Genomic DNA, 14,628 nt, shown 5'->3' on the forward strand with positions numbered 1-14,628 from the left:
GCCATGTATCCGTGGCAGTCGGGCAGCGACGGCCGTGAGGAGACCCAGTGGCTGCACCTCAACCCGCTGTCCGGTCACTGGCGGCCCGACCCCACCTGGCGGCAGCGCCACGTGGGGATCGCCGTCGCCTACAACGTGTGGCAGTACTACCAGGCGACCGGGGACCGGGAGTTCCTCGCCCACCACGGGACGCGGATGCTGGTCGAGATCGCCCGGTTCTGGGCCTCCCTCACCTCCTACGACCCACGTCGCGGCCGGTACGCCATCCGCGGGGTGGTAGGCCCGGACGAGTTCCACACCGGGTATCCGGGCGCCGAGGAGGACGGGATCGACAACAACGCCTACACGAACGTGATGGCGGTGTGGGTGCTCCTCCGCGCCGTCGACGCGCTCTTCCTGATCCCGGATCGCACGCGCCGCGAGCTCACCGCGGACCTTGGGCTCGAACCCGGGGAGCTGACCCGCTGGAACGAGATCGGCGAAGGCATGTTCGTGCCCTTCCACGACGGCGTGATCAGCCAGTTCGAGGGCTACGAGGACCTGGAGGAGCTGGACTGGGAGGGCTACCGGCGCAGGTACGGCGACATCCAGCGCCTCGACCGGATCCTCGAGGCCGAGGGCGACAGCGTCAACCGGTACAAGGCCTCCAAACAGGCCGACGTGCTGATGCTGTTCTACCTGTTGTCCGCCGACGAACTCGGCCCGCTCCTGGGACGCCTGGGCTACGGGCTCGACGGCGACGCCATTCCCAGGAACATCGCCTACTACCTGGCCAGGACGTCCCACGGTTCGACACTGAGCGCTGTCGTGCACGCCTGGGTCCTGGCGCGGGCCCACCGCGAACGGGCCATGGAGTTCTTCTGCCGGGCGCTCCGGTCCGACGTCACCGACATCCAGGGCGGGACGACCCCGGAGGGCATCCACCTGGCGGCGATGGCCGGAAGCGTGGACCTGCTCCAGCGGTGCTTCTCCGGGCTGGAGACGCGGGAGGGCCGGTTGGAGCTCAACCCGTACTGGCCCGAGGAACTGGGGACGCTCACCCTGTCGATCACCTACCGCGAGCACCCGCTGAGGCTGCACGTCTGCGGACACTGCGTGGAGGTGGTGGCCGGGGCGGGAATGCACCGGTCGATCGAGGTCGCCTGCCGTGACGAGACCGCCGAACTGAGGCCGGGGGCGACCGTGTGCTTCCCACTCTGAGCACTCCGGGACGGCCCTCGTCCTCCGGGGCCCGCGAGCCTAGGATCGGAGGAGGGGGAACGGGAGCTGGGCACTGCGTCGACCGCGGGGGTGGTCATGGGTGAGACGGCCCGGTCACGGAGCGGTCGGCCCCGCGCGCCGTACCAGGAGGCGGGGATCGACCAACTGCTCGTGGAACTGCGGTCGCGGGTCGACGAGGCCGTGGTCAGCCGCGAACGCCTGCGCGCCCTCCTGGACGCCGTCGTCACGATCGGGGCGGGCCTGGACCTCCAGGGCACCCTGCGGCGGATCGTCGAAGCCGCCATGGCCCTGGCCGGAGCCCGCTGCGGCGCCATGGGCGTGGTCGGACGAGACGGGAGTCTGGAGCAGTTCATCCCGGTCGGCCCCGACGCCGCCCGGATCGAGCACTGGCCGGGGGGCCGCGGCGTTCTCCGGCCGCCGGACGAGGAGCCGGGACCCGTACGACTGGACGACGTCCCCCAGCACCCCGGGCCGCACGGGTTTCGCGAGGGGCGCCCGCCCGCGCGGGGCTTCCTCGGCGTACCCGTCCAAGTGCGCGGCGAGGTGTTCGGCCACCTGTACCTCACGGGGAAACGGGACGGCGGACGCTTCGACGAGGACGACGAGTCCATCGTGGTGGCGCTGGCCGCGGCCGCGGGTGTGGCGATCGAGAACGCCCGCCGCTACGAGCACACACGCCGGCGCGAGATGTGGCTGGACGCCTCCGACGAGGTCACCACGCGACTGCTGAGCGGTGTGGACGTCGACGACGTGCTCCGGATGATCACCCGGCGGGCCTGCCGCATGGCCAACGCCGACCTGGCCGCCATCGCGGGGCCCGACGCCTCCGGGCGGCGGCTCACGGTGCGGATCGCGAGCGGGGAGGGCGCCGAACGGATCCGGGGTCGCGGCACGGCGGTGGAGGGGTCGCTGACCGGGAGCGTCCACGTCTCCGGCGAGCCCGTGATCACCGACATCTCCCGTCCGGGTGCGCGCGCCGCGGTACTGCTGCGCGACCTGGGGGTCGGCCCGGTCCTGCTGGTACCCCTGGGTCACGGGGACCGGGTGCGCGGCGTCCTGTGCCTGGCCAGGGAGGTGGGCGCGGAGCAGTTCCACCCCTCGACGGTGGAGACGCTGCGCGCGTTCGTGGGACACGCGGCCCTCGCCCTGGAGCTCGCCGAGACACGTGCCGACGCCGAGCGCCTCAGCGTGCTGGAGGACCGGGACCGTATCGCCCGCGACCTGCACGACACCGTCATCCAACGGCTGTTCGCCGTCGCGCTGTCCCTGACGGGGACGGTCAGACGCGTCGACGACCCCGCGACCGCCCGGCGCCTCCACGGGGCCGTGGACGATCTCGACGACACCATCCGCAGGATCAGGTCGGTGATCTTCGCGCTGACGGCGGAGGACGAGGAACAGGAGCACCCCTGGCCGCGTGACCGGATCGTGGGAGTGGTGAGCGCCGCCACCGCCCCGCTGGGGTTCTCGGCCGGGTTGAGGATGGACGGACCCCTCGACAGCCGGGTACCCGAGCAGATCGCGGATGAGGTGGTCGCCGTGCTCCAGGAGGCCTTGACCAACGCCGCCCGGCACGCCCGGGCCCGGCGGGTGGACGTCCGGGTGGCCGTGGACGGCGATCTGACGGTCGAGGTCACCGACGACGGCGTCGGCCTTCCCGAGGGAGGCCGCCGCAGCGGTCTGCGCAACCTGGCCGAGCGGGCGGCGCGCCTCCACGGCACCTTCGAAGCCGGACCCGCCCCGGACGGCGGGACGGTCCTCCGGTGGACGGTGCCCCTACCCGAGGACGCCGGATGAGGGGGGCCGGACGTGGGTCCGACGCGAAGCGGACCTTCGTTCGGGCCGCGTGGACCAACGGCACTGGTCCGGGCCCCCTGTCGCGGGTGCAATGAGGTGCACACACTGGTCCGAACCTGCGGTGGGTGCCGCGGTGGGGAGCCGGAGCCCATGGAGACCGGGAGGAGCGCGGGTGTGCCGCTCGACCGTGTGCGTGGGGCGGTCCTGGACACCGACGGTGTCGTCGCCGACACCGGCTTCGTGCACGCGGCGGCGTGGAAGCGGGTGTTCGACTCCTTCCTGCGCGACCTGTCCCGTGCCGGGGGCGGCGGCTTCCGACCGTTCGACATGCGGGAGGACTACCTGCGCTACCTGGGCGGCCGGTCGCGTGCGGACGGCGTACGGGCCTTCCTCGCCTCGCGGGGCGTCCACCTGCCCGAGGAACCGGTTCCTCCGGACCGCACTGAGACGGTGACGGTGGGCTGGCTGGTCGACCGCGAGGACCGCCGCTTCCTGGACTTCGTGGACCGGTACGGGGTCACGGCCTTCTCCGGCACCGTGGAGTTCGTCGGCGGGCTGCGGTCGGCCGGTGTCCCCGTGGCGGCGGTCGCCTCGGGCCGCGACCGCGCCGGGGTGCTGCGGGCCGCCGGGGTCGCGGACCTCTTCGACGTCCGCGTGGACGGTGCCGACGCGATCCGCCTGGGCCTGTCCGGCGATCCCGGTCCGGCACTGCTCCTGGAGGCGGTCCGCAGGATGGGGACCGAACCCCGTCGGGCCGCGGCGGCCGAGGACACCCCGACCGGGGTGGAGGACGCGCGGCGCGGGGGGTTCGGTCTGGTGGTCGGAGTGGACCGCACCGGTGCCCGCGAGGAGATGCTGGATCGGGGCGCACACGTCGTGGTGTCCGACCTGGCGATGCTCCTTCCCGGAGCACGGGCGCGCTGAGCGACCATCGGATCATCCGCGTGCGACCTCCTTCCCTGCCCCGGCCCCCCGGAAGGGTCCACAGTGGCTGGTATGGGTACCGAGGAACGCGGGTCGGGCCCGTTCCCGACCGCCTCCGCCGCGTTGCTGGCCGTCTGCCTGACCGGACTGGTCTTCGGCCTCGTCCTGCGTCCGTTCGGACTCACCGGCCCCTCCGACACGGCGTGGCTGGTGTCCACGGCCGTCGGCGCCGTCGCGTCCGCGGTCTGGGTCGCCCAGGCGCTGCGCCGCCGAAGTCTGGGGAGTGACGTGATCGCCCTCTTGGCGCTGGCCGGGGCGGCCCTGGTCGGCGAACTGCTCGCGGGCGCGATCGTCTCCGTCATGTTGACCGGCGGCCGGATGCTGGAGGACCAGGCCGGGCGCCGCGCCCGCTCCGACCTGAGCGCGTTGCTCGCCCGGGCTCCCCGCGTCGCGCACCGGGTCGACGGTGACGAGGTGACCACCCTCCCCGCGGAGCGGGTGCGCCCCGGGGACCTCCTGTTGGTCCGCACCGGCGAGACACTGCCCGTGGACGGGCGCGTCACGGAGGGCTCCGCCGTCGTGGACGAGTCGGTCGTGACCGGGGAACCGCTGCCCGTGGAGCGGGTGGTGGACCAGGACGTACGCGGTGGGACCGTCAACGCCGGCGGACCGTTCCGCATGCGCGCCACGACCGGGGCCGAGCAGAGCACGTTCGCCGCGATCGTCCGTCTGGCCCGCGAGGCCGAGGCGCGCACCGCGCCGTTCGTGCGCATGGCCGACCGCTACGCGGCCGTGTTCCTGCCGGTCACCCTGCTCCTCACCGGGGCGGCGTGGTGGCTGTCGGGCGACCCGGTCAGAGCCGTGGCGGTCCTGGTCGTGGCCACACCGTGCCCCCTCATCCTCGCCGCCCCCATCGCCTTCACCTCGGGCATGTCGCGCAGTGCCCGCCGTGGGATCATCGTGCGCGGCGGCGCGGCCCTGGAACGCCTGGCCCGCGCCCGGGTACTGCTCTTCGACAAGACCGGCACCGTCACCGAGGGACGCCCGGTGCTGGGCGGCACGGTCACCGAGGAGGGGACGTCCGCCGACGACGTCCTGCGCCTGGCCGCCTCACTCGACCAGGCGTCCCCTCACGTGCTGGCGGCCGCGATCGTGCGTGCGGCGCGCGAACGCGGCCTGACCCTGAGCCAGCCCGAGGACACGGCGGAGGTGCTGGGGCAGGGCGTCGGCGGTGTCGTCGACGGCGGCCGGGTGCGCGTGGGCAAGGCCGCCTGGGCCGGTGCGGGAGGCCCCCTGCCCGACTGGGTGGAACGCGTGCGCGCCGAGGCGGCGCGCGACGGCGAGGTCACCGTCTTCGTGGGCGTCGACGACCGCCTGCGCGGAGTCCTCCTGCTGCGCGACCGGCTGCGCTCGGACGCGCCGCGCACCCTGCGGCTGTTGCGTCTGGCGGGCATCGAGCGGGCGGTGATGGTCACGGGCGACCGTCAGGACGTGGCCGAGCGGATCGCGGAGCACGTGGGAGCGGACGCCGTGTACGCGGAGCAGTCCCCGGCCGACAAGACGGAGGTCGTGCGCGCGGAGAGCGCGGGCGCACCCACGGTCATGGTCGGCGACGGTGTCAACGACGCCCCCGCCCTGGCCGCTGCGGGGGTGGGTGTGGCCCTCGGCGCCCGGGGATCCACGGCCTCCTCGGAGGCCGCCGACGTCGTGGTCACCGTGGACCGTCTCTCCAGGGTGGCCGAGAGCCTGGCGATCGCCCGCCGCAGTCGGGCGATCGCCAGGCAGAGCGTGCTGGCGGGCATGCTGCTGTCCGTGGCCGCGATGGTCGTCGCCGCGGCCGGGTACCTGCCTCCGGCCCTGGGCGCCCTGGCCCAGGAGGTGATCGACGTCGCGGTGATCCTCAACGCCCTGCGGGCCCTGGGCGGCGGACGCGGGGGCCGGACCCCCGAGCTGCGCGGCGACGACGCCGAACTGGTCCGCGGCCTCCAGGAGGAGCACACACGGCTGTGGCCGGGCGTCGAGGCGCTCCTACGGGCCGCCGACGCGCTCGTCGTCGGCGGCCGGGACGCGGACGCGGCGGTCCCCGCCCTGAGGTCCTTCCTCGACGACCTGGTCGCCCACGAGGATCGCGACGAGCGCCTGCTCTACCCGCGGGTCGCCCGCGCCCTTGGGCAGTCGGACACGACCGCGACGATGAGCAGGGAGCACACGGAGATCGCGGAGCTGGTCCGGCGTCTGCGCGCGACCCTGGACGGGGTGGAGGAGACGGAGGGCCTCGGGGGAGAGGAGGCCCGTCGGCACGCGGCCAGGCTGGCCGTCGAGCTGTACGCGGTCCTGCGCCTGCACTTCGCCCAGGAGGAAGAGCACTTCCACGTGCTCGCCGCTTCGGAGGAGGTCCCCGGGGCGGGGTGACGAAAGACCCGACGAAGCGCACCCTTGGACGCCTGACACGGCCGCCGCCCACCGGGTTGAGTGGTGACCAGGTCCGGGGCACGCCCCCCGCGGGCGTTCCGTGGACCGGTGAACCGAGGAGGTAGGTCATGAACGCCATCGCCCGCCGCTCGGGGCTGCCCCGCTTCCCCGACCTGGCCGATCTGTTCGATGCGCCGTTCTTCTCGACGCACGGGTCCGCGACCCTGCGCGTCGAGACCACGATGGAAGACGACCGGTACGTGGTCCGGGTGGAGACGCCCGGGATGGACCCCGACGAGGACCTGACGGTGACCGTCGAGCACGGGGTCCTGAGCATCCAGGGTGAGCGCAGCGAGAGCGAGACGTCCCCGCAGCACTCGGAGTTTCGCTACGGGTCCTTCAGCCGCACGCTCACACTGCCCTCGGACGCCTCGGAGGAGGACGTCGTCGCCTCCTACGACAAGGGCATCCTGGAGGTGAGCATCGGATTGGCCAAGCAGGAGAAGATCAGCCGCAAGGTACCGATCTCGCGCAAGTCCGAGGAGTAGGTCGCCCGGTGCCGGCGACCGCTAACCTTCGCCCCTGGCACCGGCCTCGCCGTCCGCGCCCTCCTCGTGACCGGCCGAGAGCCGTTCACGGGGAGGCGCCCTCCTGGCGGAGGGAACACGGGAGGCGGCTTCCACCCTGGTCGACACCCCGGGGAAGAACAGGCTCTCCCGTTCGGTGTCGAGCCACCGCACCACGTAGGGAGGGCTTCCGTCAGCGTGCCGCAGCTGCGTGATGACGCCGACGCGGCGGCCCGCGCCCTGGTCGACGATGATCCTGTCTCCCACCGAGACCTCGTGCCGCTTCCTCTCCCGCACCCGTTCGGGCCGGGCCTCCACCGTCCTCGCGCGTGTGGCGCCACCGGACGCGGCGGCGGCTTCGAGCTCCGCCATCCGCCGCTCCAACCGGAGGACTCGCTCCGTCAGGGCCTCGACGCCTGTTCGCTCCCCGGTGTCCTTGACCATGTCTCCCGTCGCCTCCCCGTCACCCGGACGCCGTACGGGACGCGCGCACCACCGTGACCGGGCACGGGCTGTGCGAGATCACGTTCCGGCTCACCGATCCCAGCAGCATCCCGGCGAACCCGCCCCGACCATGGGAACCCACGACCATCAGGTCGCAGTCCTCGGCCGCGGCGCACAGGGCCTCGACCGGGTGGCCTGACTCCACGACCTCCTCGACCCGCACCCGTGGCCACCGCGCGCGCTCGCCCGCGATCGACTCCGACAGCATCCGCCGCGCCTCCTCCGCCGCGGCGGCTTCACCGGTCTGGTCCGCGCTGACCCGCGCCGGCATCTCCGGCGCGCCGAAACGCATCCGCGAGGACCCCTTGCCCACCGTCACCACGCGCAGCGCCGATCCACGGACGTCGGCCGCCTCGAACGCCCACGACGCCGCGGTCAGCGCGGTCGCCGACCCGTCGACGCCGACCATGACGCGGTCGGTGGAGGGGCCGGGCTCCCGGTCGGGCACGACGACGACGGGGCACGAGGCGAACATGAGCATGTCCAGAGCGGTGGAGTCGGGCAGGAAGACGTCCATGGCCGTCGTCCGGTGGGCACCGAGGACGAGGCTGTGCGCCTTCTGGCTCTCCATCAGCAGGACCGGTTCGGGGTCTCCGGTGACGTGCGAGGCGTCGACGGCGAGGTCCGGTGCTCGCTGCAGGGCCCGCCGGCGCGCGTCGTCCACGACGCAGCGCGCGAACTCATACACGTCGAACCCCGGCAGGCCGCGCGGTACCGCGTGGTAGAGCGGCCAGTCGAAGGCGTAGACGATCCGCAGTCCGCGTCCCCGCAGCCGTGCGTCGTCCGCGGCCCAGTCCACGGCCCGCTCACTCGCCGGTGTTCCGTTGACCGCCACCACCACGGGGGCGTTCGCGCTCTGGGCCATCACGGCCTCCCCTCGACTGCGGACCCTCACCCGCTACGCTACGGTCGGGCGGAAGTGCCCTCCAGAGACGGACGTCGTGGCCGTTCAGCCCTTGTGACCAGGAGTGGAGGACCTGTGCCCCTACCCGGGATCGCGGCGGGCGGCCTCGGCCTTGAGTCGCGCGGCGTACGCCGCGGCCTGGGACCGGCGCCGCATGTCCAGCTTGGACAGCACACTGGAGACGTAGTTCTTCACCGTCTTCTCCGCCAGGAAGACCCTCTCGCCGATCTGCCGGTTGGTCAGACCCTCCCCGATCAGTTCGAAGACACGGCGTTCCTGGACGGAGAGTTCGCTCAACGGGTCCGCGGACCCCGCCCCCTCACGGATCCGCCGCATGACCAGGGCCGTGCTGTGCGGGTCCAGCATGGACTCACCGGAGGCGACCGTGCGGATGGCGCCGACCAGGTCCGAGCCGTGGATCTGCTTGAGCACGTATCCCGAGGCGCCGGCCAGGACGGCCTCGTGGAGGGCCTCCTCGTCGTCGTAGGACGTCAGCATCAGGCACGCCAGTTCGGGGAAGCGCGACCGCAGCTCCCGGCAGACCTCCACGCCGCTGCCGTCGGGCAGGCGCACGTCCAGGACCGCGACGTCGGGCCGAGCGGCCGGGACACGCCCGAGGGCCTCGGACGCCGTGCCCGCCTCACCGACCACCTCGATGCCCTCCTCGTCCTCGAGCAGGGCCGTGATGCCGCGCCGCACGACGTCGTGGTCGTCGACCAGGAAGACGCGGACGGCCCGGTTCCCCTCCGGCATCGGCTCACACCTCCCTCGCGGACGGACACCAGCCGCCGCGGACGCGGCGCCCGCTGATCCGGTCCGGGACGAGGCGGACGAAGAGGTCGTGGGCGCCCTGCGCCCACGGGCGGACGGGGGCGCAGGCGGCGAGGGCGTTGGCCTCCGCCTCCTCGGTGACCGGTTCGGCCCTGCCGGTGAGCAGGACGCTCCACCCCTCGCTCATCGCGCCGTCGACGCGGTCGACCTCGAAGGACGCGTCACCGGGTGTGTGACGGGCGATCACCCCGTGGGACGCGACACGGAACACGACGGTGCCGTCCAGAACGAGGTAGTTCACCGGGAGGATGGTCGGGGCAGCCTCCTCCCCGATCACGAAGCCGATCCGCCCCACCCCGCCGGGGCCGATGAGTTCCATGCACCTTCCCGGAGACAGGGTGAACGTCTCGGGAAGAAGGGTCGCCGTGGTCGTGGCGCCCGGCGGCACGTCGGTGTCGGCGCCCAGCAGGTGGTCCTGTGTGGTCTCCAGCGCGGAGGCGAGTCGGTACAGCGCGGGCCGCGTCATCCTGGGTGCGTACTCCTCCAGGTAGGCCACGTAGCCGGGATCCATGTCGGCCCGCTCCGCGACCTCCTGCCTGGTCAGACCGAGCTCCTTCCGGCGCGCTGCGGCCCTGCGGCCGAGGTCGCTTCCGGTGCGCACGGCATCGTCATCCCTATCTCTCCTCATGTCGCACCGTCCTCGCGGTCCGGAGGGGACCTCGCGTTACGCTCCGCATCCTTACCGCTCTCCGGGTGCGGGGCGTGGGCCGTTGGTCCCGAGCTGGGGGCCGGAGGTCCCGGGGACGACGCGGCGCAGCGCCACCGCGGTCACCTTGTACTCGGGGCAGCCGGTCACCTCGTCGGTGTGCGACGAGGTGAGGCGGTTGACGGGCGCGTCGGGGAAGTGGAAGGCGGCGAACACCTCACCGGGGGCGACGTCGTCGGTGATCCGGACGGGCAGCACCACAGCCCCCCGTGCGCTGGCGACCTCGACCGCGTCGCCGGGCGCGACGCCCAGCCGCTCGGCGTCGACCGGGTTGACGTCGAGGGTCTCCGCCCCGGTCAGTTCGGTGTTGGGCGTGCGGCGTGTCATCGACCCGGTGTTGTGGTGGTCCAGTCGGCGGCCGGTGATCAGCACGTGGGGGAACCGGTCGTCGGGCCGTTCACCGGGCGGCAGGTAGGGGCGCGCGGCCAGGGCGGCCCTGCCGTCGGGGGTGGCGAACCCGTCCAGGTGCAGCACGGCCTCACCCGGATCCTCGGGGCCGCGGCAGGGCCAGTGCAGCGGGCCGTCGCGGTCCAGGCGCTCGTGCGAGATCCCGGCGAACGGAGGGGCCAGCCGGGCGCACTCGGCCATGGCCCGCGCCGGGGTCGCGCAGCCCAGGTCGGTGCCCATGGTCCGGGCCAGCGCGCGCAGGATCTCGAAGTCGCTCCGGGCCCGCCCCGGAGGGTCGAGTGCCGGGCGGACCCGTTGGAACCGGCGGTCGAAGTTGACGAACGTCCCGTCCTTCTCCAGGAAGGACGCGGCCGGCAGGACCACGTCGGCCAGTTCCGCGGTCCGGGACGGGAACAGGTCGTGGCAGACCACCAGTTCGCACGCCTCCGTCGCCGCCCGCACCCGGTCACTGTCGGGGTCGGTCAGGGCGATGTCCTCGCCGATGACGTACAGCGCGCGCAACCGGCCGTCGAGGGCGGCGTCGAACATCTGCGGAATCCTCAGTCCGGGGCGCTCGGGTACGGGGCGTCCCCACACCCGGCCGAACCGCTCCCGCACCCGAGGGTCGGTCACCGGCTGGTAGCCCGGCAGCAGGTCGGGTAGCGCACCCATGTCGGAGGAGCCCTGGACGTTGTTCTGGCCGCGCAGCGGAATGATCCCCCCGCCGGGAACCCCGACGTTGCCGGTGAGGATCGCCAGATTGGCCAGCGTGCGCACCCCGTCGGTGCCGTGCGCGTGCTCGGTGACGCCCAGCCCGTAGACGATGACCGGCCGCTCGGCGCTCCCGTACAGGCGGGCGGCCTCGACCAGGTCCGCCTCCGCCACACCCGCGGTCCGCGCCGACGCGTCGACCGTGAGGCCGTCGAGCAGGGCGCGCAGCTCGTCCAGACCGCTCGCCCTGGCGGCCAGGAACCCCTCGTCGGCGTGGCCCCCGTCCAGGAGCGCCCGTGCCAGGCCGTTGAAGACCGCCACGTTGGTTCCCGCGCGGCAGCGCAGGTGGACGTCGGCGAGCGCGGCCAGTTCCGAGCGGCGCGGGTCGACCACCACCAGGCGGGCCCCGGCCAGCACCCTTTGCTTGATCCGGGCCCCGACGACCGGGTGCGCCTCGGTCGGGTTGGCTCCCACCACCAGGACGCAGTCGGTCTCGTCGATCTCCTCGAACGGGGCGGTGCCGCCAGCCCAGCCGAACGCGGAGTTCAACCCGGCCGCGGTGGGGGCGTGGCACAGTCGGGAGCAGTTGTCGACGCTGTTGGTGCCCAGGACGGCGCGGGCGAACTTCTGGGCCAGGTAGTTCTCCTCGTTGGTGGCGCGGGCCGAGGAGATGACGCCGATCGCCTCGCCGCCGTGGCGCTCGCGGATGGCGGCCAGGCGCTCGGCGATGAAGGCGAGCGCCTCCTCCCACGACACCGGCTCCAGCGCGGACCCCCGGCCCTCGCGGCGGAGCAGCGGCTCGGTCAGCCGATCCCGGGCACGGGTGAAGGAGTGGGCGAAGCGTCCCTTCACACAGGCGTGGCCCCGGTTGACCGGACCGTCCCGCCCCGGGGTCACGGCGGCCACCGCCCCGTTTCGCACGTGAACCTCCAGCGTGCAGCCCACCCCGCAGTATCCGCAGGTGGTGGCGGTGGGCCGGTGGACGGGGCGCGGGTCGAGGAAGCCCGGTTCGGCCAGCGCCCCGGTCGGACAGGTGTCCACGCAGCCGCCGCAGCCCACGCACGGCGAGGAGATCCACGGTCCGCCGTCCCCGGCCGTGACGACGGTGTCGAAACCCCGGCCGGTGAGTTCCAACGCGAAGGTGCCCTGCACCTCGGAGCACATCCGTACGCAGCGCCCGCACGCGATGCACAGGTCCCGGTCCAGCTTCACGTACGGGTGCGAGTGGTCCGTCCCCCGGTGGTGGGTCGCGCCCGTGAACGCGGTTCCGGTCACGCCCAGGTCCCGGCAGGCGCGCACCAGCTCACTGCGGTCCGCGGGCACCTCCAACGCCCTGCGCGGCAGCTCCGAGACGATCAGTTCGAGCGCGCCGCGGGCCGCCTCCGCCGCCCGCGGGTCGTCGGGGCGCACGGTCATCCCCTCGGCCGCGGGAGCCGTGCACGCGGCCACGATCCCCCGACCCTCCACTCCGACCAGGCACACCCGGCAGGAACCCCGTGCGGAGAGCCTGTCGTCGTGGCACAGAGCGGGGACCTCGGAACCGGCGGCACGGACCGCCTCCAGGACGGTGGCCCCCTCGGCCACCTCCACCACGTGATCGCCGACCCGTACCCGCATCAGGCGCCCCCGCCCGTCAATTCGTCGTGGTAGACGCGGACCAGGCTGCGCACCGCGCCGGGCACGTCGCGGCCGAACGCGCACAGGCTGCCCACCGCCATCACCTCCGCCAGCCGGTCCTGCTCCGCCAGCACCCCGTCGACGTCCTCCGCCGCCCCGCCGATCCGTTCGGCGAGTTCCAGCCCCCGCCGCGTCCCCACCCGGCACGGCACGCAGGCCCCGCAGCTCTCCGAGGCGGCGAACGTCCAGGTGTGCCGGAGCAGCGCGTCGGGCGGCACCCCGGTGTCCACGGCCACCAGGCTGCCGTGCCCCAACGCGACCCCCGCCCCCGCCAGGGCTTCGGTCCGCAGGGGGAGGTCGAGCTCCCGCGGGCCGAGGAAGCCGCCGAGCGGCCCGCCGACCTGGAGCGCGCGAAGCGTGTGCCCGTCCCTCAGCCCCTCGCCCAGCTCCTCGACGACGAACCGGAGGGACGCCCCGAACTCGACCTCGTACACCCCGGGACGGCGGAACCGCTCGCTCAGGCACACCAGCTTGGTGCCGCCCTCCCCGGGGGCGCCCAGTTCCGCGTAGGCCGCGCCGCCGTGCCGGACGATCCACGGCACCGCGGCCAGCGTCTCCACGTTGTTCACCACCGTGGGTCGCCCCGCCACCCCCCGTTCGGTCGGGTAGGGCGGCCTGGGACGGACACCTCCCCGCAGCCCCTGGAGGGCGCGCAGGAGCGCCGTCTCCTCACCGGCCACGTACGAGCCCGCGCCCTCGACGACCCGCACGTCGAAGTCGAACCCGCTGCCGTGCGCGTCGGCCCCCAGGTGCCCGGCCTCGCGCGCCTCGTCCACGGCCGCCCGCATGCGCTCGACCGCCGCCGGATACTCCGAGCGCACCAGGACGAAACCCTTCCGGGCGTCGACGGCGAGGGCGGTGAGCGCGAGCCCCTCCAGGACCCGGTGCGGATCGCGTTCCATCAGCAGGCGGCGGTCGGCGAACGAGCCGGGGTCGCCCTCGTCACCGTTGGCCACCACGTAGCGGGGCGCCGGACCGCGCGCGCCCGCCGACCACTTGTCCGCCGCCGGGAAGGCGGCGCCACCGCGCCCCCGGAGGCCGGCCCCGGCCACCTCGGCGAGCACCCTCTCCGGCGACCCGTCGGCCAGCACCCGCGGCCACACCCGCCACGCCTCCTCCTCACCGGTCAGCCCGGCGCCGAGCACCGCGCGGCGGGCCGCGTTCCGGTAGGGGATCTCCGGTGCCGGTTCACCCAGGACCGGGCCGACCCGCGGAGTGGTCCCGTCCATGGCCGCGGGGGAGGCGTAGCAGAAGCCGAGGCAGTACACCCCCTGCAGGGACACCGAGCCGTCCGCGGCGCACTCGCCCCGGCGGACACCGAGCGCGGCCTCGAGCCGTTCGGCGTGACGGCCCCGTGTGGTGGCGAAGCACGAGGTCCCCTCGCAGACGCGGACGTGTCGCCGACCGCGTCTGCCACCGGCGAAGTCGGCGTAGAAGGAGGCCGTGCCGGTCACCGCGGCGACCGGCCAGCCCGCCTCCCGGGCGATGCGGTCGAGGTCCTCGGGGCCGACGGAACCGTGGTCGGCCCTCGCCCGCGCCAACCGCTCGAGGACGAGGGCGCCCGGTCGGCCGAAGCGCACCGGCCACTCGGCGAACGCGTCACGCGTCATGTCGGCCCGTCCCTCCTGACGCCCACACGCCAAATCGTGTCCATGTGGATACTCCGGGTGATCACTCTGGTGTCAGTGAACCATCCCGCCCCGGCGGCGCCAAGGATCGAAACCGTTCCCGTGGTGATCGGCCGGTGCCGGCCCACCCGCACGAAACCGGATTTCCGGTCCGGTCATCTTTCGAACGGTCCTGGAGGGCGCGGGACGGCACGGGATCGTGCGCTTCTGGAAGGGTGGGGGCATATGGAGAGAAACGAGAGCTGTGTCCGGTGCCGTGGGACGGTGGCTCCGGACGGTCGATGCTGGGACTGCGGAGCGGCCCAGCCGTCGTTCCGCTCCCGGCTGGAGACCACGGCCGCCGGTGGCGCGGCGGGGGGC

Annotated in this window: 11 protein-coding genes; 5 read left to right on the forward strand and 6 right to left on the reverse strand. The window is 73.7% G+C overall.

What is annotated here, in order from left to right:
* From D471_RS0119110 to D471_RS0119130, 5 genes are all read left to right on the forward strand, one after another.
* The coding region (locus D471_RS0119110; RefSeq protein WP_017600093.1) for a glycosyl hydrolase family 65 protein at positions 1–1,200 on the forward strand (1,200 nt) is incomplete at its 5' end.
* Positions 1,201–1,296: 96 nt separating this feature from the next.
* On the forward strand, positions 1,297–3,018 hold the full coding sequence (locus tag D471_RS0119115; protein WP_040690344.1) for a GAF domain-containing sensor histidine kinase: 1,722 nt from the start codon (positions 1,297–1,299) through the stop codon (positions 3,016–3,018).
* Between the two features lie 150 nt (positions 3,019–3,168).
* Entirely contained in the window at positions 3,169–3,942 is a 774-nt protein-coding gene (locus D471_RS0119120; RefSeq protein WP_017600095.1) for an HAD family hydrolase, read from the forward strand.
* Positions 3,943–4,014: 72 nt separating this feature from the next.
* Positions 4,015–6,354: a heavy metal translocating P-type ATPase gene (locus D471_RS0119125; protein ID WP_017600096.1), complete on the forward strand. Its 2,340-nt coding sequence runs from the start codon at positions 4,015–4,017 to the stop codon at positions 6,352–6,354.
* A gap of 128 nt (positions 6,355–6,482) precedes the next feature.
* Positions 6,483–6,902, forward strand: coding sequence for an Hsp20/alpha crystallin family protein (locus D471_RS0119130; protein ID WP_017600097.1), 420 nt, complete (start codon positions 6,483–6,485; stop codon positions 6,900–6,902).
* Between the two features lie 21 nt (positions 6,903–6,923).
* Here the strand turns inward: D471_RS0119130 and D471_RS38535 are convergent, their stop codons facing one another.
* The 6 genes from D471_RS38535 to D471_RS0119160 all read right to left on the reverse strand — a co-directional run bounded on the left by D471_RS38535 (position 6,924) and on the right by D471_RS0119160 (position 14,250).
* Positions 6,924–7,364 carry a DUF1918 domain-containing protein gene (locus tag D471_RS38535; RefSeq protein ID WP_017600098.1) on the reverse strand — a complete coding sequence of 147 codons (441 nt, stop codon included), beginning with the start codon at positions 7,362–7,364 and terminating at the stop codon, positions 6,924–6,926.
* A 19-nt stretch (positions 7,365–7,383) separates the two neighbouring features.
* Entirely contained in the window at positions 7,384–8,289 is a 906-nt protein-coding gene (locus D471_RS0119140; RefSeq protein WP_017600099.1) for a universal stress protein, read from the reverse strand.
* A gap of 120 nt (positions 8,290–8,409) precedes the next feature.
* A complete protein-coding gene (locus D471_RS0119145) occupies positions 8,410–9,081 on the reverse strand; it encodes a response regulator transcription factor (protein ID WP_017600100.1) in 672 nt (223 codons plus the stop codon).
* A gap of 4 nt (positions 9,082–9,085) precedes the next feature.
* A complete protein-coding gene (locus tag D471_RS0119150) occupies positions 9,086–9,760 on the reverse strand; it encodes a helix-turn-helix domain-containing protein (protein WP_017600101.1) in 675 nt (224 codons plus the stop codon).
* 78 nt (positions 9,761–9,838) lie between these two features.
* Positions 9,839–12,580: a formate dehydrogenase subunit alpha gene (gene fdhF, locus D471_RS0119155; RefSeq protein WP_017600102.1), complete on the reverse strand. Its 2,742-nt coding sequence runs from the start codon at positions 12,578–12,580 to the stop codon at positions 9,839–9,841.
* Entirely contained in the window at positions 12,580–14,250 is a 1,671-nt protein-coding gene (locus D471_RS0119160; protein WP_017600103.1) for an NAD(P)H-dependent oxidoreductase subunit E, read from the reverse strand. Before D471_RS0119160 ends, fdhF begins: the two co-directional genes overlap by 1 nt.
* Between the last annotated feature and the right edge of the window lie 378 nt (positions 14,251–14,628).

This window comes from Nocardiopsis lucentensis DSM 44048 (genome assembly GCF_000341125.1).
GTDB lineage: Bacteria > Actinomycetota > Actinomycetes > Streptosporangiales > Streptosporangiaceae > Nocardiopsis > Nocardiopsis lucentensis.

Excerpts from the sequence above, each read along its gene's own strand:
- D471_RS0119115 (WP_040690344.1), top strand. The coding sequence starts at position 1,297 with ATGGGTGAGACGGCCCGGTCACGGAGCGGTCGGCCCCGCGCGCCGTAC.
- D471_RS0119120 (WP_017600095.1), top strand. The coding sequence starts at position 3,169 with ATGGAGACCGGGAGGAGCGCGGGTGTGCCGCTCGACCGTGTGCGTGGG.
- D471_RS0119125 (WP_017600096.1), top strand. The coding sequence starts at position 4,015 with ATGGGTACCGAGGAACGCGGGTCGGGCCCGTTCCCGACCGCCTCCGCC.
- D471_RS0119130 (WP_017600097.1), top strand. The coding sequence starts at position 6,483 with ATGAACGCCATCGCCCGCCGCTCGGGGCTGCCCCGCTTCCCCGACCTG.
- D471_RS38535 (WP_017600098.1), bottom strand. The coding sequence starts at position 7,364 with ATGGTCAAGGACACCGGGGAGCGAACAGGCGTCGAGGCCCTGACGGAG.
- D471_RS0119140 (WP_017600099.1), bottom strand. The coding sequence starts at position 8,289 with ATGGCCCAGAGCGCGAACGCCCCCGTGGTGGTGGCGGTCAACGGAACA.
- D471_RS0119145 (WP_017600100.1), bottom strand. The coding sequence starts at position 9,081 with ATGCCGGAGGGGAACCGGGCCGTCCGCGTCTTCCTGGTCGACGACCAC.
- fdhF (WP_017600102.1), bottom strand. The coding sequence starts at position 12,580 with ATGCGGGTACGGGTCGGCGATCACGTGGTGGAGGTGGCCGAGGGGGCC.
- D471_RS0119160 (WP_017600103.1), bottom strand. The coding sequence starts at position 14,250 with ATGACGCGTGACGCGTTCGCCGAGTGGCCGGTGCGCTTCGGCCGACCG.